Genomic DNA, 20,651 nt, shown 5'->3' on the forward strand with positions numbered 1-20,651 from the left:
TGAGAGGGGCCGTGACTGTCCGGCTATCGGTGACTGTCTGGTGTGGGCCAGAGCGTAACCCCGGTTTTGGCGATGCACGCCGTCCGGTTACCCGACTGCGTGACGCAACCGCAGGTCAGGGGCTGTTCTCCCGCTAACTCTCCTACTAACTCTCCTGCTAATTCAGGGTTCTGCGGATCCCGACGTTCGGTGATTGTAGGGACACGACACGCGACATATCGATGTTGTGGAGTCGCCAGTCACCGGCTCCGACAGCCTCATCGCTGACGAGCCGGGCACCCGAATACTGCCGTGGAGGACGTGATGACAGAAGCCGCCCCTTCGTCGAACACGGTGCTGTCACGCGGCAGTGACGGGTGGTTCGCCCGGTCGCGGTTTTCCCCCGAGCGCCCTGGCCGGGCACAGATGAGCGGCCGGTCGGTCGCTGGGCAGGATACCGACCGGCCGCTCAGCTTAGAAGCCTCTGCGCTCCGCCTTGCTCCGGCGGTTGTCGAAGTCGCCAGGAACGTCTGCGCGTCTCGTCCGTCCGAACGACATCCGCTGTACGGGGTCTTGTTCTGCTGCTGCGGTGCACGATTCCACCGATCGGAGTCGCCCGACGCTCGGCGCGAGTACATGACCGTGTGCGGCTGCCGGTTGCAGCCGATCGACGCGGCCACTATCGAGAAACGGGTGCACGCCGCCGGGATCTCGTTCGATAAGGCACAGGGCCCGCTGCGAACGCGTGTAGCTCCTGATGGGTACGGCCGCATCGAGGTCGGCGGGACGCTCGACGACATCAGGTTCGTCCACCGTCCGTGAAACCACCACCGGCCCTTCTGGATCCGGTGCCCGCTCTTTCCATGACGTCTTGCCGGGCTCGTCGGGGCCGGCAGCACGCCCCCCATTCCAGCGAAGGGAAACTCTCCGGTGTCATACCCGGTCGAAGAGTTACAGCGGTTCGGTTATCAGCAGGAGTTGCGGCGGGCGCTGCGGTTCCGTGATCTGCTCGCCTACGGCCTGATCTTCATGGTGCCGATCGCGCCGATGGCGATCTTCGGCGCGGTGTTCTCCGCGTCCGGCGGCATGGTGGTCGGCGCGTACGCGATCGGCGTGGTCGCGCTGGTGTTCACCGCGTTCTCGTACGCGCAGATGGTGAAGGCGTTCCCGCTGTCCGGGTCGGTCTACAACTACGTCGGCCGAGGCATCGGAGCACCCGTCGGTTTCGTCGCCGGGTGGGCGATCATGCTCGACTACATTCTGGTGCCCTCACTGCTGTACCTGGTCGCCGCAGTCGCCATGAACGCCACCCTGCCCTCGATCCCGGTATGGCTGTGGCTGATCGGCTTCGTCGCGGCGAACACGATCGTGAACTCGATGGGGATCCGGATGACCGCCCGGTTCACCTGGATCATGCTCGTCGGCGAGCTGATCGTCCTGTTCATCTTCCTCGGATTCGGTGTGTGGGCGATCCTCACCGGTGCCGGCCAGTGGACCTGGGAACCGCTCTACAACCCGAACACGTTCGGATGGGCGCTTCTACTCGGGGCGACCTCGGTAGCGGTGCTCTCGTTCCTGGGCTTCGACGGCATCGCGATGCTTGCCGAGGAAGCCAAAGGCGGATCCAAAGCGATCGGCCGGGCGATGGCGGGGGCCTTGTTCGTCACCGGCCTGCTGTTCATCGCCCAAACGTGGGTGGCAGCGATCCTGACCCCGGACCCGCAAGCCCTGATCACCAACGGCGACCCGGCGGGTACGGCCTTCTACACCGCCGCCGAGGTCGCGTCCGGACCATGGCTGGCCACCCTCTGCGCGGTCGCGACCGCCATCGCCTGGGGCCTGCCGGACTCGATGGTCGCGCAGGTCGCGATCTCCCGGCTGCTGTACGCCATGGCCCGCGACAAACAGCTACCGGCGTTCCTGGCGAAGGTGTCGCGCAAACGCAACGTGCCGCGCAACGCGATCTGGCTCGTCGCCGCCGTCTCGCTCGCCCTCGGCCTGTTCATGAACCAGCGCGGTGACGGTATCGCAGTGCTTGCGAGCCTGATCAACTTCGGGGCTTTGACCGCGTTCCTGCTTATGCATCTGTCGGTAGTCGTTTACTACGTCCTCCGGCAGCGCAGTCGCAACCTCGTAGCTCATCTGCTGATGCCGCTGACCGGCGCGACGATCCTCGCCTTCGTGGTCTGGAACGCGAACGTCGCCGCCCAGCGGCTGGGGTTCGTGTGGATCGGTGTCGGCGTCCTGGTGCTCATCGGTCTCTACCTGACCGGTCGTCGGCCCGAGTTGTCGGGCCTCGCACCGGCCCACCAGCGTGTGACCCCGGCACGTCAGGCGGTGTGACGCTCATGGGAGAACACCACACCTATATCCCGACAGCGAAGGACCTGGCGTACACATTCGGTGGCATGGAACCGGTGGCGAGCCTGCGCTCCGGCGACACACTGACCGTGTTCACCGAGGACTGCTTCGGCGGTGCCATCACCATCGTCGACGACCTTCCCAGCCGGGTCTGCACGTTCCCGTACTTGAATCCGGTCACCGGACCGTTCTTCATCGAGGACGCCGAGCCCGGAGATACCCTCGCCGTCCATTTCCTGTCCATCGTTCCTGCTCGCTCGACCGGTGTTTCGAGCACCTTCCCGCACTTCGGGGCACTTACGTCGACTTTCCACACAGCCACCCTGCAACCCCCGCTGGAAGAGCGGGTGTGGCTCTACGACATCGACACTGATGCCGGAATGGTCCGCTTCCATGCCCGTGCCAGCGACTACATGGCGGATCTGCCATTGGCAGCGATGCACGGAACGATCGGGGTCGCTCCGGCCGGGGCAGAGGCTCGCAGCAGCATCACCTGCGACTCCCATGGCGGGAATATGGACACACCGGAACTACGAGTCGGGACCACCCTGTACCTCGGGGTCAACGTTCGCGGGGCATTGCTCAGCCTCGGAGATGGGCACGCCCGCCAGGGTCAGGGTGAGGTCTGCGGGGTCGCCGTCGAGGTCGCTATGACCACCACGATCGCCGTCGAGGTGATCAAAGGCGTGTCGACGCCGTGGCCCCGGATCGAGTCCGATACCGGGATCATGAGTGTCGGGTGCGCCCGGCCCCTCGAAGACGCGTTCCGGATCAGCCAACACGACCTGGTCGGCTGGACCGCCCGGCTGACCGGCCTCGACGTTCTCGACGCCTATCAGCTCGTCTCCCAGGCCGGTACCGCACCAGTCGGCAACGTCGTGGATCCGAACTACACCATGCTTGCCAGCCTGCCCAAACACCTCCTGCGCGGCGCTGATGTCTATAACGGCGCCCATCATCGGCTTCACAACCTTGCGGGCGGCGCTCGATGAGTATCTACGCCACCATCACCGGTAAGGCCGACCCGACGACCCCGCCCGGCCCGGGTAGCGGGTTGCCGTTGCACGCCGAGTTGTACCTGCTTGCTCACGACGACGACACCGGCGCTCTGCTCATCAACCAGCAAGCCCTCGAACTCGGTCTGGCCGGCGCCCTGATGCTCGAACTGGCCTTCGCCGAACATGTCGCGGTCGGCTACCGCTACGACGAATTTCGCAGTGAGTGGCAGCCCCGACCCGGCCACCTGACCCGCTGCCGGACCGAGGCGACTGGCAACACCCTGCTCGACGCAGCCCTGGCCGCCATCGAGCAGACTCGCCGCCGCCACAGCGACGATGAACACCTGCGCGCCTGGCTGTGCTCGTTCGCCGCCGCCGACCTTTACGAGAGGGCCCGCGCCGCTCTGGTCGCCGTCGGCCTGCTGCAACGTGTACAGCGCAGACGCCTGGCTGGTCTGGTCAGATCCGAGGTCTACCTTCCTGTGCACTACGGATTCGCGGTACGAGCCCGAGCCCGTATCCGTAACGCGGTCGCCCACCACACGCAGACCGCCCGCCACCGGCCCTCCTCGCCCAGCGATCAGACCGCCGCCCTGTGTGGCCTGGTCAACGCGTTGGAGTTGGCGGAGTTCCTGTACGACGCGATGCCCCTCAGTGATCTGAGCAGGTGGCTCGGGCAGGTCGCTGAACACCAGAACCATGTTGCCGTCACCGCCGTTGTACAGGCTGTCGATGCCGGACGTGGCGACCTTGCGGTGGTGGCGTTCCGATGATCTCGCCACTGGGGCAGGATCCCGACACCAGCGGCAGCCCAATTCAGCTGAACACGCATGTTCCGCATGCAGCGCGGATCTACGACTACTGGCTCGGTGGGAAGGACAACTTCGCCCCGGACCGGGCGGTCGCGGCGAAGATCATCCAGACCGTCCCCACAGTCACGATGATGGTCCGTGCGAACCGGCAGTGGATGTGCCGTGCTGTCACCGCAATGGCCCGAGAAGCGGGAATCCGCCAGTTCCTCGACATCGGCACGGGCATCCCCACCAAACCGAACCTGCACCAATGTGTCCAACGGATCGCCCCGGATAGCCGGATCGTGTACGTCGACAATGACCCGCTGGTGCTCGTACATGCGCGGGCTCTGTTGACCAGTAATCCCGAAGGTCGATGCGCCTACCTCGACGCCGATGTCCGTGATGTCGACGCCATGCTGGCCAATGCCGAAGTCACTGATCTCCTCGATTTGTCCCAACCGGTTGGAATTGTCTGTGCCTCCGTATTGATGCTGTTGGCCGACCGCGAGGACCCGTGGAAGGTCACCGCCCGCCTTCGAGACTGGGCTCCTGCGGGAAGCCACCTGGCGATCAGTCATCCGTCCGCTGACCACGACCCGGCAGCCATGGCCGCGGTCATGAAGACCACCGGCGATGTCGGGCTCACGTTCGTGCCCCGAACCCACGAGCAGGTGACCGCCATGTTCGGTGACTGGCAGATGCTCGACCCCGGTCTTGTGCCCGTATCGGCCTGGCGCCCTGATGAGCCGCTGATGGGCATGCCAGATGCCTACTACTGGGCCGGAGTCGCCCGCAAGCCGACCGCGTCGGCCGCTCGACTCCACGACACGTTGTCGCCCACCCGTTGCCGGGCACCGTAGTCCGGCGCGAGGCGCTAGACCTTGGAGTCATGGCCTGCTGGCGAGCTGGCTGGGCGAGATCCGCAGAACGTAAAGAGGGCTGGCCGGAGGTAGATCCGGCAGGTTCACAACCGGAAGGAGACCGATGACGGTGCAGCTCGATGAGGCTGCGACCTTGCGTCAGGCCATGGTGGCCGCGCTACGCAAGGAAGGGCTCATCACCAGCGAGAGGGTCGCGGCGGCGATGAACGCGGTTCCCCGGCACGCTTTCGCGCCGGACGAGCCGTTGGAGAAGGTCTATCGGACCGACACGACGCTGGTGCCGAAGCTCGATGCCGACGGGCGGCAGACCAGCGTGGTATCGGCCTCGCACATCCAGGCCGCAGAACTCGAACAGGCTGGTGTCTGGCCGGGAATGAGCGTGCTGGAGATCGGGTCCGGGGGATACAACGCCGCTCTGATCGCGGAGGTCGTCGGCGAGTCCGGCTCGGTGACGACCGTGGACATCGACCCCGACATCGTCGAACGAGCCCGGACGGGGTTGGCCAGAGCCGGATACGGGCAGGTCAACGTGGTACTCGCTGATGCGGAGCACGGTGTTCCAGAGAACGCGCCGTACGACCGGATCATCGTGACCGTTGGTGCCTGGGACATCCCGCCCGCCTGGCTCGACCAGCTCACCCCGGGCGGCCGGATCGTCGTGCCGCTGAGGTTCTCCGCGGTCACCCGGATGATCGCCTTCGACCGCTACGTGGACGTCCCGGAGCTGAGGGCCAGCTCCTACCGGCTCGGCTCGTTCGTGCCGATGCAGGGCGACGGCGCCGCCCACGAGTCGTTGATCGCGATCACTCCCGATGTCGGGCTGCGCGTCGACCAGAACAGCGCGCTCATCTTTGACGTGTCGGCGCTGCGGAAAGCGCTGAACGCGAGCCCGGTGGAGAGCTGGTCGGGCACGCCGTTCGACATGCCCGACGAGCTGGAGCTTTTCCTGCTGACCAGCGGCGCCGAGTTGCCGATGTTGCACGCGTCGCATGAAGCGGTCGACCAGGAGGTGGTCAACCGCACGGTGCGCAATGGAACCCCGGCGCTCGTGCGTGGCGGCACCATCGCCTACCGCATCAAGCGGGAGAACCCGGAGACCGAGAGCGGCTACGAGACGGGCGTGGTCGCGCACGGTCCGGAAGCCGAGCAGGTCGGCAGTGAGTTGTTGGCCATGATCCGGACGTGGGCGGGCAGTTACTACCGCCGCAACGCGGCCACCATCACCTATCACCCGGGCACCGCCGATCCCGCCAGTCCGGCCGGGTGGCACACCACCAAGCGACACGGCGTACTCGCCGTCGCCTGGTCCTGAAGCTTCGGCGTTCCCGGGCCCAGGAACGCCGGGGAAATCCCTCATCACCCACTATCCAGGGAGGTTGTCATGCTCCAGCTCACGGCCGCACCCGAACCCGAGGGCGGCACCGTCGACGACTTCGACCTCGATATCACGTTCATCGAGGCCGGCGGCACCGTCGAGCACATCATCAAGATGACCGAGGACAACTGCGGCAGCACCTGCGCGTCCGCCTGCACCAGTTGCTGACAGGTCACATCCGTCGGTAGCGCACTCCACCGAGCGGGAGTAGCGGCCGGCGCAAATGGAAGGGCCTCGGCTCTGCGAGCCCTCTCGCGGGGCCGGGGCGTTCCTTACCCGACGTTCGAAGATCGTGCTCTGGGGAGGTCGCGATGTACCGGAGCGTTGACGACGCCCTGATGCTTCGAGCAGCACTGCTTTGCCCGGATCAGGTCCCTGCGTGGCCCGATCTAGCCGGCAACCATGCGGAGTGGCTCCGGCAAGTGACGGAGACGATGCCCGGCTTCACAGCAGCGGTGACGCATGCTTCGGCTGATCTCGCCGCGCGGATTGCCGATCTCGTTCGTTACGGCGGGAAATCGATCGACGTGCGAGCGGTCACGTTGGCGGTCATGCGGTACCTGCTGCGCGCCACCACTCGTGCCACGCCATTCGGCCTTTTCGCGGGCGTCGCCCCCGCCACCGCGAGCCGCGGTGGGCACCTCCGCTGGGGAGGCGCGCATCGGCCGATCGCCCGAATCCAAGCACCGTGGCTAGCCGCGGTTCTCGACCGTCTCGAATCCGATGAACGCCTTCTCCCTCACCTCATGGTGCGCACGAACAACCTGCTGGTCGAGCGGGCCGACGACGTAATCCTGGAGTACCGTGCCGCCATCCAAGACCCACAGGGCGCGCCGACCCACCTACGGATCAAGTCGAACAAGGTCATTCGCGCGGTTCTGACGCTGGCAGACGAGCCGATCCGGCTGGCCGACCTGATCGGCAAGCTCACAGCAAACGGCACGACGCCGCAGGAAGGCGCAGAGCGGCTGATCAACCAGATGATCTCGCAACGCCTGCTGCTGACCAATCTGCGCCCGCCGTCGACCGCGACTGACCCGCTGGCGTACGTCCTCGGCCAGACGGAGCAGGCCAGCGACATCCCGCTCCTGGATCACCTGAAGGCCGCTCAAAGCCTCAAGTCCCAATACGACGGCGCACCGGACTTGGCCGTCGCGGAAGCTCTGCTTGGGGATCTTCGTGAATCTCTCGCCGCGATTGTTCCCGACCCGGCGGTCGGACTTGACCTCCGGCTGGACTGCGACCTCGTGGTCCCGACGACGGTTACGGCCGAAGCATGCCGTGCGGCCTCAGCGCTGACTCGTCTCGCCCGCCAGCCGTCGGCCAGTTGGCGGGAGTGGCACAAACGCTTTCTCGATAGGTACGGCCTGCACGCCCTCGTCCCGGTCCTTGACGTCGTTGACGATCGGATCGGTGTTGGATACCCAGACGGCTTCTCCGGCGAGCCAGCCGAGGCCGTACCTGTGGTGACAGACCGGGACCAGCGGTTGATCGTCTTGGCCCAGGCCGCTGCGCTCCGCGGCCAGCACGAGATCGTCCTTGACGACGCGGCCTTGGAGAAGCTGGCCGGCCCGGTACCGACGGAGATCTCGCCGACGGCCGAACTCACCGTGCGAGTCCACGCGGGCTCTCTCCAAGACATCGGAAACGGCAACTTCCAACTTTCGGTCGTACGGGCATCCAGTCCAGCCTTCTCCACTGCCGGCAGATTCCTCGACCTGTTCGACGAGGCCACAAGGCAACAGGTGACCGACCGGATCGCCGAGAGCCCGCCATCCAGCACCGGAGCGCTGCTGGCCCAACTGTCCGCCGTCACCCGCTACACCGTCAGCCTGGATGTCAACCGCGTCGCCCAAACTCTCCCGCACCTGATACCCGTCGGTGAGCATCACCCGAAGTCACAAGCAGTCTTGGGCTTGGACGACATTGCCGTCACCGCCGACAGGCACCGCCTCTACCTGGTCTCGATCTCCCGTCAGCAGGCCATTCGGCCCGTCGCGGTCAACACGGTCGAACCAGTGCGGCACGCACACCCGCTAGCCCGCTTCCTATCTGAGGCGCCGGTGGCCTTCTCGGCTCCCTGTTCACCGGTGGAGTGGGGGCCAGCCGCCCGAGGCTTGCCGTTCCTACCAGGACTCCGGTACGGCCGTACCCTCCTCAGCCCTGCCCGATGGATCTTGAACGCTACCGAACTACCTGATCGGAACAGCACGCGGGAGCGGTGGGAAGAAGCGCTCTCCGTATGGCTGAAGTACACCGGATGCCCTTCGGCCGTCTCCCTTGGCACCGGTGACCAGGCCCTCGGACTCGATCTGAACGAACTCGCACACCGTGCTCTGCTCCGCGACCATCTCACCCGCAACACCACCGCGTTGCTGCGCCTCGTCCCCGCCGCCGGCGCCTGGTTGGAAGGCCGCAGCCACGAGATCGTCATCCCGCTGACCTCCACCACACCGAGACCAGCAGCACCCCGTATCGCCAGCCCGCCGATCCGCGACCACGGCCGTCCGCCCAACAGCCAACACCTCTACTTGAAGATTTACGCCCGGCCGACGGAACAGAGCACCATCCTCGATACCCACATACCGCGGCTGCTCACCGAGGTTCCGGCCACGGGAACGTGGTGGTTCCTCCGGCACGCCGACCCCGAGCCGCACCTGCGCCTACGCATCATCGGACTGCCCACCGATGCCGTCAGCGACTGGACACAGACGCTGATCGAGGCCGACCTGACCCGCCGAATCCAATGGGACACCGACTTCGGCGAGCCCGGCCGTTTCGGCAGCCTGGACGCCTACCGCGCGACAACCAACGTCTTCATGGCCGACTCCGTCGCCGTGCTCGCTCAACAGGCCATCGCCGGGCATCGAACCTCGTCGAGCGGGCAAGCGTTGGCCGCCGCAAGCATGGTCGACATCGTCACAGCGGTCGTCGGCGACCCGGCCGACGCGTTGCGATGGCTGATCACCCACACACGGACACACCGCCCGGCACCCCCACGGCACATCTATGACCAGGCGGTTCTCTTAGCCAACCCGTACGACCAATCTGCCTTGGCCTTGCTGCCCGGAGGCATGACCTTGATCGACCGGTGGACCGAACGCCGACGCGCCCTGGCCGCCTGGCGCAACGACATGCCTGGCCTCAGCTCGGTACCACCGGTCGAGTTGCTGCCCGATCTGCTCCATCTCCACCACGTCCGCGTTGCTGGACTCGACCTCGACAACGAACGGATCTGCCTCCACCTCGCTCGTGCCGCCGCACTGAGCTGGACGACAAGGAGTGCCCCGTGACCACCGCAACCATCAACCCGGCCGACCTGCTCACCGAGGTCTGCAACAAGCTCGCCGCCCCTGCCGTCATTGGCGCGTCGCTCGACGGACGCACCCGGCCGCAATCCCTCGCAGGAGGCGCTGCCGGCATCGCCCTGCTGCACGTCGAGCGAGCAGTGTCCGGGCAAGGCGACGAAGCCCTCGCCCACCGCTGGATCCGTGCCGCGATCAGCGAACCGATCAGCATCGGCCGCAACGCCGACCCCTTCAACGGGGCACCCACACTGGCGTTCATGCTGCACACCGCCCGAGAACTTGGCGGATACCGCCGCGCTCACGCCGAACTCGTGGACGCCACGATCAGGCTCACCCGCCAGCGGCTCGCCTCCGCACATGACCGCATGGACAGACGCGAACCACTGCCCATGTACGAGTTCGACCTGGTCCACGGCCTGACCGGGTTCGGGCTCTATCTCCTGCACGCGCACCCCGACCACTGGCTCAGCGGCGAGGTGATCGACTACCTCACACGGATCACCGAACCGCTTGGCGACGACCGTGGAACACCACCGTGGTGGCTATCCTCCGGTCTGGCCGGTACCCCCGACCCGAGATTTCCCGAAGGTCACGGCAACCTCGGCACCGCCCACGGCATCAGCGCAGTTATCTTCCTGCTCGCCTACGCCATCCTCCACGGCCACGACACACCCGCAGCGAACGATGCCCTGGCTACGCTCACCCGCTGGACGGACTCGCATCGCCACGGCAACGGCTCGGGAGCCTGGTGGCCCGGACATGTCAGTCCGGGCGTCGACCCGACTCGGCACCGACCGTCATGGTGCTACGGCACGGCGGGTATCGCCCGAGCCCAACAACTCGCGGGCATCGCCCAGAACGACGCCACCCGCCGACAGCACGCGGAGAACGCAATGCTCGCCGTACTCCACGACAAGACGCAGCGGGACCGACTCGACGGAATCGGCCTCTGCCACGGCAAAGCCGGTCTACTTCAATCCGCCTGCCGCATGGCGACCACCAACACCGTCCTGTACGCATCCATCCCCAGCCTCGCTGCCGAACTCGCCAGTCTGCTCTCCGCAGACGAAGGCGACATCCCCGAGTTGCTGGACGGTACGGCCGGCGCCGCGCTGGCACTTCACACCGCCACCAGAGGCACCCCGGCCACCGACTGGGACACCTTCCTCGCCCTCAGCTGAGCAGGACACCACCGATGACGACACCCGAGTGGCGACAGGCCACGATCACCTTTCCCGACCCGAGCAACGCCGAGCAGACAGCCAGGAATCATCTCGCGCCGATCATGGCCGAAGCCGAACGCTGCCAGATCATCACCACATGGTTCTACGTACGGAAAGACGCCTGGCACCTGCGGTACGCACCTTCAGCAGCCGCCGCAGACCAATACGTGACAAACGAGCTGGAACGACTCGTACGTAACCAGTACGTGCTCCGCATGGTCCCGGGCATCTACGAACCGGAAAGCCACGCCTTCGGTGGCGCCGAGGCCATGCAGGTAGCCCACCGGCTCTGGCACCACGACAGCCGCCACCTCCTCCTGGGCGAAGGCACCGTCCCCACTCGTCATCGGGAGACGTCGATCATGCTCCTCGCGGTGATGATGCGAGCCGCAGTCCTCGACTGGTACGAACAAGGCGACGTTTGGGCACGAGTCGCGGACCGCCGTGATCAGCCGCCTCGCGGTTTGGCCTCGTCGCACCTGGCCGCGGTAGAGCGGCTCCTCACCGTCGACTCGGCCACCCTCACGTTCGCCAGCTACCCAACCCTGATCGAGGCGTACGCGTCGGCGGGACGAATCCTTCATCACCTCAAACAAGCCGGTCGGCTACACCGCGGACTTCGAGACATCCTCGCCCACCACGTGATCTTCGCGTGGAACCGGCGCAGCATCCCGGGCCTACACCAAGCAGCCCTTGCCGAAGCCGCCAAGACCGTCGTCTTCGGCCCCGACCCCACGCCCGCCGTTCCTATACCGTGCAGCGCGTCATGACCCCGGAAGTCGCCCGCCGGTTTCCACTCATCGCCCGGACCCGGCCGCCGTGCACACCCTTGGACCAACGCGTAGCCGATCTTGACGACCGTGCGGAGCATGCTCGAGAACTCTGCGACGTGGCAGCAGCGACCGCCGTGTTCAACCTCGCCGCCCTCCTGGCATCCGATTGCGGTATACCCGACCTGGCGCGAACCTGGTGCCACCGGTTGGCCGCCAGCGCGCTCGATCACGACAGTGAGCCGAAGCACGCGCTCGAACCCATAGTCAACCTCGCCCGCCTCCACATCCGGGCAGGCGACGGCCTCTCCGCCTGGAAGCTGCTGGAAGACCTATTCCGAGCCGTCGATTCGCGCACCGACATCACGATCGACGGCATCACCATCCCCATAGCCCGGCTGACCGAGACGCCCACGGCGTACACCGAGACACGTCAGTGGCTCTGGACGGTCCTGCTGGGCACCGGAGCTCACGCTCTGGCCGCTGCCGGCCGATGGGACGAAGCCAGCGAGCGCCTCCGCCAGTACAGGGGGATCGGCGTTCGAATGCTGGACGGCAGACAAGTCGCGGTCATCGCCCACGTCCTGGCAGGCCGCAGCCACAAGGCCCGCGCCATGCTCGCCGCGACCCAACCCGGCGAACCGTGGGAAAACGCCGTCACCGCCTGTCTGGCCCTCCACGTGCCCGCCGCCGGACCGGTGAACGTGACAGCCACCGCGCTGAACACATTCCAGAAACTCGGTTACGCCGAAGCAGGGCTCACCGTACTGCACACCAGGCTCGGGCTCAGCATCATCGATGCTCTCGATCGCCGGGATGCCGCCCGGAATCGGATCGTGGTGCGCCTGATCCACCGGGCAGCCCGCGACGGCTACGCAGCCCGGGAACTCCTGGCCCACCCTCACTGCCTCGACGACGCTCCTGCCGGACAGATACGCCAACTATCCGACCTGATGTCCGCCTGCGGGCTCGCACGCGGAAGCATCTCCACAACCCATATGACGTCGCTCGACAAGGCACTAGCCATCGCAGAACGGGTCATCGCGGCTCACGGACGACGGTTGCCACCGGTCCCGGTGTAGTCCGTCAACCCACTCGACAACGCAAACGCGACTCGACCGTATCGGTCCCGGCGACTCCCGAGGAGAAACAATGGTGCTCGAAATGCTGCTGGACTCGCGTACCGCTGAGGAGTTCATGCACGCCTGGCCGGACAAACCCCAAGTGCTTCCTCTCCCGGCTGGCGGGCAGACACTGACCCACAGCATCAACGCCAACACAATCCTCCGGATCCTCGACACCGGTTGCTATCCGCCAGTCGAGGTGAACGTCATCAAGAACGACCAGACCCGTCACCCACGCATGTTCACCACTAACGACCGGCTCGACCCCGTGAAGCTGAGAAGGTGGCGCGACCGCGGCGACACTGTTCAACTGCGGCACCTCGAACGCTGGATTCCGGCGATGGCCGCCCTGACCCGATCGATCCAGACCCAGACCGGCTGCACCAACTATGTATCCGCCTTCGTCACGCCAGCCGGCCAGCAAGGGCTCCAACATCACTGGGATCCGTATCTCAGCATCGTCATCCAACTCGCGGGCACCAAGACGTGGGACATCTGGAAGCCGAAGGTCATCGACCCCACCCGAGCCCACCTCACCGCCGTCCAGACCTGGCAGGACCACTGGATCGAGGAGTGGACCGCCAATGGACCCGATTTGTCCTTCGATCTCGTCTCACACGAGGTCCTTGTCCTGCCGAGAGGCTGGGTCCATAACCCGTACAACTCGGGAGCAGACGAGAGTGTCCACATTACAGTTGTCATCAAAGAGCGAACACCATTCTGGATCACCGAAAAACTGACAGCCACTGTCATCAACGATCAGGCGTTCCGTCGGTCGATATCCGCAGCTGACCTGGCGTCAAGGACTCTGGCTGACTGCGTTGACCGCACGCGCGAGAGGCTTGTCCAGCATCTGAACGACCTCGACTCCAACGACTTCGCCCACCTCCTAAGGACCTTCGCCGTGACGGAAGTTGACCAAGACATCGTTTAGGCCACCGTGGGAGCGTTACGTCGAGAAGTATCTCCTGGCCCGGACGTGGCGGCGTCCGCTGAAGCTGGATGATGGCCGGAAATCGGAAGAATGTTGTCGGACCCTTCTGCCAGGCTGATCAGGTGGACCTTGGAGATCGTCAGTGGCCCGGTGCGAGCTGGGCACAGCCCGCCGTGCTTGTCCCTGCTCAAGGGGTCCGGGAGGTCCCTTTGTCATGGCGCTCCGGCCTGACCTGATGCGCGTAACTGGGGAGCCACAGCTCGTTGCGGTATTCGACACGAATGCCATCGCAACGGCTTGCTGCATGGAGGCAGCCTCGGGTCATCAGTCGCTGGCTACCCGGCTTGTACGCACGGGCCGGGTGCCCTACTTCATCGCGGAGCACGTGCCCGGCGAGATGGATGAGCACCTGGACCGGGGCGTCAGCAGGACTGTCTCCGCCGGTGCGGCCCGCGAGCCTTCCACGTGTGCCAGACACGGGCTTCGAGGGCGCCGGCATTGACGACACAGGGGAGGCCGGATGCCAGTGCGGTCTCGATGGCATCGTCCTGGACCGGGTCGTCTTCGACGCCCGAGCCGAGTAACCAGGCCTGCACCCGGCCGATACCCGGGACCGCCTCCGGGGCGGGCAGTAAGCACCTGCGTCGTCACCTTCTCGGCACCGATATATCGGACGACACCGACGCCAGCCCAGATCGCGCCCGCGACGGCGAGAACCGCTGCGCCGGGGTACGTGGCCGAGCCCGCGACGACCCCGAGGACACCGCGGAGGTATTTGTGGGCAACCTGTGGCAGTACCGGCCAACGGAGAGCGGCGCCCTGATCGGTGAGCCGAAGTACTTCAGGTTCACCGTCAACCGCGGCCTGAGTGCCGACGTCGGCGAGGACGACCCGGCCGACGGCATGCGTTGCGGGTGGCAGGAGGAGGCAGGGGTGGACCATGCCGAAAGCAACCGTCACATCCGCCGTTAAGTGAGGCCCGGATGTCTCGCCTGTCCGAGGATCGACTCCGGTCGGAAAATCTGCCGCAACGACGATCGTTTCCGGCGGTATCGCCTCGACCATACGCAGCGCGTAGTTCTGCAGTCCGGGTTGCCCACTCAGTCCGGCGATTCCGTCGATCAGCAGGTCAGCGGCCTCGAGAATGCCGGCGACTAGGCGGTGAGCCCAGTGACCCATCCCGTAGGGGACGTTCAGGCCAGAGTTGGAAGCCCCGATGGGATGCTGCTGGAGTCGTGTGACAGTCTTCCCCAACCCACGGCGTGGACACGATGCACGACTGTGTGCGGGGACTACGTTGGGCCGGACGTAGGATTCATCTACCATCACGCGCAGATTGCGCGAAGGAGAAAAGCATGGCCCCCACTACGAAGGAAGCGCAGCGCGCTGAGCTACATAGGGCGATCTGGCGTATTGCGACCGACCTGCGCGGTTCCGTCGATGGCTGGGACTTCAAGAGCTATGTTCTCGGAATCCTGTTCTATCGTTTCATATCTGAAAATTTGACTGCCTACATCGACGAAGGCGAACATCGAGCGGGAAACCCGAAATTCGACTACTCCGCTCTTGGTGATGAGGAAGCCGAACTCGGCCGCAAAGAGACAGTTGCCGAAAAAGGGTTCTACATTCTTCCCAGCGAGCTATTCGTCAATGTCCGAAAGAGTGCAGCTAGCGACAAAGATCTCAACGAAACGCTCGAAAACGTCTTTCGTGACATCGAGGGCTCAGCGCTGGGCACCGACTCCGAAGACGCCCTAAAAGATCTGTTCGCCGACCTCGATGTTAACTCGCCGAAGCTTGGCCCCACGGTCGCAAAGCGAAATGACAAGCTCGTCAAGCTGCTGTACGCAATCGGCGATCTTAACCTGGGAAGCTTCTCCAACCATACGATCGATGCTTTCGGCGACGCTTACGAATACCTGATGACGATGTATGCGTCAAGTGCGGGGAAGTCGGGTGGCGAGTTCTTCACGCCACAGGAAGTAAGCGAGCTACTGGCGCGGATTACTGTAGTAGGAAAAAAATCAGTAAATAAAGTTTATGATCCTGCTTGTGGTTCAGGCTCTCTCCTCCTGAAGTTCGCGAAGGTACTAGGCAAAGAAAATGTGCGACAGGGCTTCTACGGGCAGGAAATCAACCTGACCACGTATAACCTAGCCCGAATCAATATGTTCCTTCATGACATCAACTACGAGAAATTCAGTATTGCGCATGGGGACACCCTGGTGGATCCAGCCCATTGGGACGAAGAGCCGTTCGAGGCGATTGTCTCTAATCCCCCGTACTCAATCAGATGGGAAGGCGACAGTAACGCGCTCCTTATCAACGATCCACGATTTGCTCCGGCGGGTGTCCTAGCACCTAAGAGCAAGGCTGATCTAGCATTTACAATGCATATGCTTAGCTGGTTGGCGGCTGACGGCACCGCTGCCATCGTCGAGTTCCCCGGCGTGCTGTACCGCGGGGGCGCAGAGCAAAAAATCCGAAGCTACTTGGTGGACAACAATTACATCGACGCAGTAATTCAGCTGCCGCCAGATTTATTCTTCGGCGTTACAATCGCAACCTGCGTAATTGTTCTGAAAAAATCAAAGCGTGATAACTCAATTCTATTCGTCGATGCCTCCGCTGAATTCGCGCGGGCCGGCAATAAAAACAAACTCCTGCCCCAGCACCTAGAAAAGATCCTCGGTGCCTACGTCGCACGCGAGGACATCGACCACTTCGCTCGGTTGGTGCCGAACAAGGAGGTTGCTGAAAACAGCTACATAATCTCTGTTACTTCTTTCGTCGAGCCCGAAAACACCCGAGTGACCGTCGAAATCGACACACTGAACTCGGATGTCCAAGACATCGTGGAACAGCAGCTACAGCTGCGTGCCAAAATCGACGAGATCATTACCGACCTGGAAGCGGAAGACGCTCTGTTTTCAGGGGCTCAACAGCTGCCAATGGGAACTATCGGCAGCTTCATTCGTGGCCGTCGGTTCACCAAGAATGACGTAGTCGAAGACGGAATCCCAAGTATCCACTACGGCGAAATCTACACCCATTATGGAATCGCTGCGGCCGAGACGCTCTCCCACGTACGCAATGAGCTTGCTCCGCAATTGCGCTATGCGAAGCCCGGCGACGTGGTGATCGCTGCGGTAGGGGAGACAGTCGAGGACGTTGGAAAGGCGGTAGCCTGGTTAGGTGCAACGGACGTGGCCATTCACGACGATTGTTTCGTTTTTAGGTCCAACAGACTGAACCCAAAGTTTGTTGCTTACTACTTCCGAACTGAAGCGTTCAACGCTGAAAAAGCTAAGCACGTCGCCCGCGCGAAGGTGAAGCGTCTCTCTAGCGCTGGGCTCGCTAAGATCTCCATCCCTGTGCCGTCACCAGCGGAGCAGGACCGGATTGTGGACAGGCTCGATAGGCTTGAAATGCTGACGAGTGAACTTTCGGCTGCCTTGCAAACCGAACAAATCGCCCGTCGCAATCAGTACCAACATTACCGCGATCGTATGCTGACCTTCAGGGAGTAGCCAAGTGACTGGCCTGCCGGTGTCCAACTACGAGACCATCACAGTGAGCGCGGAGAGTACGGTCATCGCCGAATTTGTCCCAGAAATTTCAGCGGCCACGGCCTACCAATCCGAAGCAGCACTTGAACAGGACTTCATCAAGCTTCTGCGATCTCAAAACTACGAATATCTCCCAGTAAAGGCCGAGGCCGATCTGATTGCAAATCTGCGAGGGCAGATCGAAGCCCTAAATGGCATTGCATTCAATGACGGTGAGTGGAGCCGGTTCTTTAATGAGAACATCGCCGGCGCCAATGAGGGAATCGTCGAGAAGACTGTACGAATCCAGGATAATTACGTGCAGTCTTTTCGACGCGATGACGGTAGGACCAAGAACATCGCGCTAATCGACAAGCAGAATGTTCACAACAATCGTCTACAGATTGTCAATCAGTACGAAATCGACAAGGGCGAAGGCGGAGCGAGGCGTGCAAATCGGTACGATGTGACAATCCTGGTCAACGGTTTGCCGATGGTCCACGTCGAACTCAAGCGTCGCGGTGTCGACATCCGTGAGGCGTTCAATCAGATAGATCGTTACCAGCGGGACAGCTTCTGGGCCGCGTCTGGCCTCTTTGAGTATGTTCAGCTGTTCGTAATCAGTAACGGAACGCTTACCAAGTATTACAGCAATACAACGCGCAATCAGCACTTAACAGATGCCGCTGGGCGTAGGCGAGCCAAAAAAACATCCAACTCTTATGAATTTACGTCTTGGTGGGCGGATGCAGCCAACAAGCCGATCCAAGACCTTGCCTCGTTCACGCAGACGTTCTTTGCTCGACACACCATACTCAATATTCTTACGAAGTATTGTGTGCTAACAGCTGACCAGATGTTACTAGTCTTGCGTCCGTATCAGATTGTTGCGGCGGAAAGGATCTTGAGTCGTATCGAGATTTCGACTAACTACAGGCAACTGGGAGGAACGACTTCTGGCGGCTATATCTGGCATACTACAGGATCCGGAAAGACACTCACGAGCTTCAAGGCTGCCCAGCTTGCAAGCCGCTTGTCGAGCGTAGAGAAGGTCCTTTTCGTAGTCGACCGCAAAGACCTCGACTATCAGACAATGCGCGAGTATGACCGATTCGAGCGTGGTGCCGCTAACTCGAATACCTCTACGGCGGTACTAAAACGCCAGCTAGAGGATCCAGACGCGCGAATCATCATCACCACTATTCAAAAACTCTCAAAATTCATCGCCGCAAACAGAGGCCATGCCATCTACGGTGGCCATGTCGTCGTCATCTTTGATGAGTGCCACCGGTCGCAATTCGGTGAGATGCATACCGCAATTACGAAGTCATTCAAACGATACAATTTGTTTGGATTCACTGGCACGCCGATTTTCTCTGACAATGCCGCCCGCGGCGGCAATCCAAGACTTAAGACTACTGAGCAGGCCTTCGGGGAAAAGCTGCATGCCTATACGATTATCGATGCAATCAATGACAAAAATGTGCTGCCCTTCCGCGTAGACTACGTTAATACGATGAAGGTGGCGCCGGCGATAGCTGACAAACCGGTAGCAGCGATTGACACTGAGCGAGCGTTGCTCGCGCCGGAACGCCTTCGTCAAATCGCGAGTTACGTACTTGAGCACTTCGATCAGAAGACTAAGCGAAGCGCGTACTATGCGCTGGGCGAACGTCGAGTGCGCGGCTTTAACGCACTATTTGCTACCGCCTCCATTGAGGCTGCTAAACTGTACTACACAATCTTTAAGAGTCAGCAAGAACTTCTCCCTGCTGAGCGCCGAATCAAGATTGGCGTAATATTTTCCTACGCTGCCAACGAAGCTGTCGTCGAAGACCTATTCGACGACGAGGATTTTGAGGCTAGTAGCCTTGACCGGTCTTCGCGTGACTTTCTTGAAGCCGCCATCCGTGACTACAATGCCATGTTCGAGACGAATTTTGATACTTCAGCTGACAACTTCCAGAATTACTACAAGGATCTTTCTCTGCGTATCAAGAAGCGTGAAATTGACCTCGTCATTGTCGTGAATATGTTCCTGACCGGCTTTGATGCGACCACTCTCAACACGCTCTTCGTCGACAAGAATCTGCGTAGTCACGGACTGCTTCAGGCATACTCGCGAACCAATCGAATTCTTAACTCAATCAAAGTCTACGGCAACATCGTTAGCTTCCGCGATCTTAAGAATGAAACCGACGACGCGATCGCGCTTTTCGGAAACAGAGAGGCTCGAGGGAGGGTCCTGCTAAAGCCTTACAGTGATTATCGCGATGTATACGCCGAGAAGGTTTCTGAGTTACTCACTCGGTATCCGCTGGGTAGGCCGATCGTGGGGGAGTCTGCGCAAAAACAGTTTATCGTCCTGCTCGGCCAGATCCTCCGTCTTCTAAATATTTTAACCGCCTTCGACGAATTCGTCGGGCACGAGATCCTTACCGAACGTCAGCGCCAAGATTACCTGAGCATTTACTTGGACCTCTACGCTGAATATCGCCGGGAAAGGAATTCGGAGAAGGAGCAAATTGTTGAAGATGTAGTTTTTGAGATCGAGTTGATCAGGCAAGTGGAGATAAATATCGACTACATCCTGATGCTTGTTCAAAAGCGTCGCGAGGCACGGGGCGATGGAGAGGACCTGGAGATTCGAGCCAACATTTCACGTTCCATCGATGCCAGTCCGAGCCTGCGCAACAAAAAAGACCTGATTGTGGCTTTCGTCGAATCCGTATCTGCATCTGGGGATGTCGATGAGGAGTGGCGGGACTATGTGAGTGCTCGACGCGAGGCTGAGCTTGAAGAAATCATCCAGTCTGAAGGCCTTCGGCAAGAGCAAACTCGCGTGTTTATGGCAGCTGCGTTCCGCGCTGGCCGCATCCCAACCGCTGGCACCGCAATCACGACAGTGCTTCCGGCTGTGTCCCGTTTTTCGCCAGACGGCGGCCATGGAGATAAGAAGCAGCGCGTTCTAGCTAAGCTCAGTACATTCTTCGAGCGCTTCGCTCAGCTAACGGTCCCAGAGGTGGAAGAATAGCGCGCGGTTGTGGTGATGGCGTTGGCGGATATCGGATGGTAGTTTGCGAAAAGCTGAGAGGTTCACTGACGGGCTGGCGGCGTTCAGGGGGTCAGGGCCGCCGAATTCTGAGGCGGGCCTAGCGGGATTCTGCCAATGAAGAGCCCGAAAATACTCTCGCCTTTCAGGAAAGATCGCCCAGCAATCGTCTCCGGATCGTCCTCATGGTGGCGGGCCCGGCTGGGTCATGCAGGCTTGTGGGCAGGAGCGTCGGGTTCTTCTGAGCGCGCTCCTCGGCGGGTGTTCTCTTAAGCACCTTTCTGCATAGGATGGAGGCCTGGTT

The 20,651-nt window shown here is 62.3% G+C and carries 15 protein-coding genes and 1 pseudogene; 15 read left to right on the forward strand and 1 reads right to left on the reverse strand.

Features of this window, described 5'->3' with window-relative positions:
• Window positions 1-291 precede the first annotated feature (291 nt).
• From Aco03nite_RS41180 to Aco03nite_RS53635, 13 genes are all read left to right on the forward strand, one after another.
• Window positions 292-801 carry a hypothetical protein gene (locus Aco03nite_RS41180; protein ID WP_203806397.1) on the forward strand — a complete coding sequence of 170 codons (510 nt, stop codon included), beginning with the start codon at window positions 292-294 and terminating at the stop codon, window positions 799-801.
• 108 nt (window positions 802-909) lie between these two features.
• Window positions 910-2,322 carry an APC family permease gene (locus Aco03nite_RS41185; RefSeq protein ID WP_203806399.1) on the forward strand — a complete coding sequence of 471 codons (1,413 nt, stop codon included), beginning with the start codon at window positions 910-912 and terminating at the stop codon, window positions 2,320-2,322.
• Between the two features lie 5 nt (window positions 2,323-2,327).
• Window positions 2,328-3,332, forward strand: coding sequence for an acetamidase/formamidase family protein (locus Aco03nite_RS41190; RefSeq protein ID WP_203806458.1), 1,005 nt, complete (start codon window positions 2,328-2,330; stop codon window positions 3,330-3,332).
• Window positions 3,329-4,111, forward strand: coding sequence for a GOLPH3/VPS74 family protein (locus Aco03nite_RS41195; protein ID WP_203806401.1), 783 nt, complete (start codon window positions 3,329-3,331; stop codon window positions 4,109-4,111). The genes Aco03nite_RS41190 and Aco03nite_RS41195 overlap by 4 nt, the downstream gene beginning before the upstream one ends.
• Window positions 4,108-4,992 carry an SAM-dependent methyltransferase gene (locus Aco03nite_RS41200; RefSeq protein ID WP_203806403.1) on the forward strand — a complete coding sequence of 295 codons (885 nt, stop codon included), beginning with the start codon at window positions 4,108-4,110 and terminating at the stop codon, window positions 4,990-4,992. Before Aco03nite_RS41195 ends, Aco03nite_RS41200 begins: the two co-directional genes overlap by 4 nt.
• A 124-nt stretch (window positions 4,993-5,116) precedes the next feature.
• On the forward strand, window positions 5,117-6,325 hold the full coding sequence (gene fxlM / locus Aco03nite_RS41205; protein ID WP_203806405.1) for a methyltransferase, FxLD system: 1,209 nt from the start codon (window positions 5,117-5,119) through the stop codon (window positions 6,323-6,325).
• Window positions 6,326-6,394: 69 nt separating this feature from the next.
• Window positions 6,395-6,556: an FxLD family lanthipeptide gene (locus Aco03nite_RS41210; RefSeq protein ID WP_203806407.1), complete on the forward strand. Its 162-nt coding sequence runs from the start codon at window positions 6,395-6,397 to the stop codon at window positions 6,554-6,556.
• A gap of 143 nt (window positions 6,557-6,699) precedes the next feature.
• On the forward strand, window positions 6,700-9,681 hold the full coding sequence (locus Aco03nite_RS41215; RefSeq protein ID WP_203806409.1) for a lantibiotic dehydratase: 2,982 nt from the start codon (window positions 6,700-6,702) through the stop codon (window positions 9,679-9,681).
• Entirely contained in the window at window positions 9,678-10,877 is a 1,200-nt protein-coding gene (locus Aco03nite_RS41220) for a lanthionine synthetase C family protein (protein ID WP_203806412.1), read from the forward strand. The genes Aco03nite_RS41215 and Aco03nite_RS41220 overlap by 4 nt, the downstream gene beginning before the upstream one ends.
• Window positions 10,878-10,891: 14 nt before the next feature.
• Complete coding sequence (locus Aco03nite_RS41225) at window positions 10,892-11,689, forward strand: thiopeptide-type bacteriocin biosynthesis protein (protein WP_203806414.1); 798 nt, start codon at window positions 10,892-10,894, stop codon at window positions 11,687-11,689.
• 119 nt (window positions 11,690-11,808) lie between these two features.
• Entirely contained in the window at window positions 11,809-12,771 is a 963-nt protein-coding gene (locus tag Aco03nite_RS41230; protein ID WP_203806416.1) for a hypothetical protein, read from the forward strand.
• A 70-nt stretch (window positions 12,772-12,841) separates the two neighbouring features.
• Window positions 12,842-13,747 (forward strand): JmjC domain-containing protein, encoded by a 906-nt coding sequence (locus Aco03nite_RS41235; RefSeq protein ID WP_203806418.1) that lies wholly within the window; start codon window positions 12,842-12,844, stop codon window positions 13,745-13,747.
• 537 nt (window positions 13,748-14,284) lie between these two features.
• Window positions 14,285-14,719, forward strand: coding sequence for a hypothetical protein (locus tag Aco03nite_RS53635; RefSeq protein WP_239145872.1), 435 nt, complete (start codon window positions 14,285-14,287; stop codon window positions 14,717-14,719).
• A 15-nt stretch (window positions 14,720-14,734) separates the two neighbouring features.
• On the opposite strand, the pseudogene Aco03nite_RS54895 reads toward Aco03nite_RS53635, so the two are convergent.
• Window positions 14,735-15,073 (reverse strand): annotated as a pseudogene (locus Aco03nite_RS54895) (NAD(P)H-hydrate epimerase); the annotation flags it as partial.
• A gap of 29 nt (window positions 15,074-15,102) precedes the next feature.
• Here Aco03nite_RS54895 and Aco03nite_RS41255 point away from each other — a divergent pair.
• Window positions 15,103-17,277: a type I restriction-modification system subunit M gene (locus tag Aco03nite_RS41255; protein WP_239145873.1), complete on the forward strand. Its 2,175-nt coding sequence runs from the start codon at window positions 15,103-15,105 to the stop codon at window positions 17,275-17,277.
• Window positions 17,278-17,281: 4 nt separating this feature from the next.
• Window positions 17,282-20,329, forward strand: a complete 3,048-nt coding sequence (locus Aco03nite_RS41265) for a type I restriction endonuclease subunit R (RefSeq protein WP_203806422.1) — start codon at window positions 17,282-17,284, stop codon at window positions 20,327-20,329.
• Window positions 20,330-20,651: the final 322 nt, after the last annotated feature.

Source organism: Actinoplanes couchii, from assembly GCF_016862075.1.
Taxonomy (GTDB): Bacteria; Actinomycetota; Actinomycetes; order Mycobacteriales; family Micromonosporaceae; genus Actinoplanes; species Actinoplanes couchii.

Coding starts and splice junctions, on each gene's coding strand:
- fxlM (WP_203806405.1), top strand. CDS start 5,117: ATGACGGTGCAGCTCGATGAGGCTGCGACCTTGCGTCAGGCCATGGTG.
- Aco03nite_RS41235 (WP_203806418.1), top strand. CDS start 12,842: ATGGTGCTCGAAATGCTGCTGGACTCGCGTACCGCTGAGGAGTTCATG.
- Aco03nite_RS41190 (WP_203806458.1), top strand. CDS start 2,328: ATGGGAGAACACCACACCTATATCCCGACAGCGAAGGACCTGGCGTAC.
- Aco03nite_RS41215 (WP_203806409.1), top strand. CDS start 6,700: ATGTACCGGAGCGTTGACGACGCCCTGATGCTTCGAGCAGCACTGCTT.
- Aco03nite_RS53635 (WP_239145872.1), top strand. CDS start 14,285: ATGGCATCGTCCTGGACCGGGTCGTCTTCGACGCCCGAGCCGAGTAAC.
- Aco03nite_RS41255 (WP_239145873.1), top strand. CDS start 15,103: ATGGCCCCCACTACGAAGGAAGCGCAGCGCGCTGAGCTACATAGGGCG.
- Aco03nite_RS41195 (WP_203806401.1), top strand. CDS start 3,329: ATGAGTATCTACGCCACCATCACCGGTAAGGCCGACCCGACGACCCCG.
- Aco03nite_RS41210 (WP_203806407.1), top strand. CDS start 6,395: ATGCTCCAGCTCACGGCCGCACCCGAACCCGAGGGCGGCACCGTCGAC.
- Aco03nite_RS41200 (WP_203806403.1), top strand. CDS start 4,108: ATGATCTCGCCACTGGGGCAGGATCCCGACACCAGCGGCAGCCCAATT.
- Aco03nite_RS41225 (WP_203806414.1), top strand. CDS start 10,892: ATGACGACACCCGAGTGGCGACAGGCCACGATCACCTTTCCCGACCCG.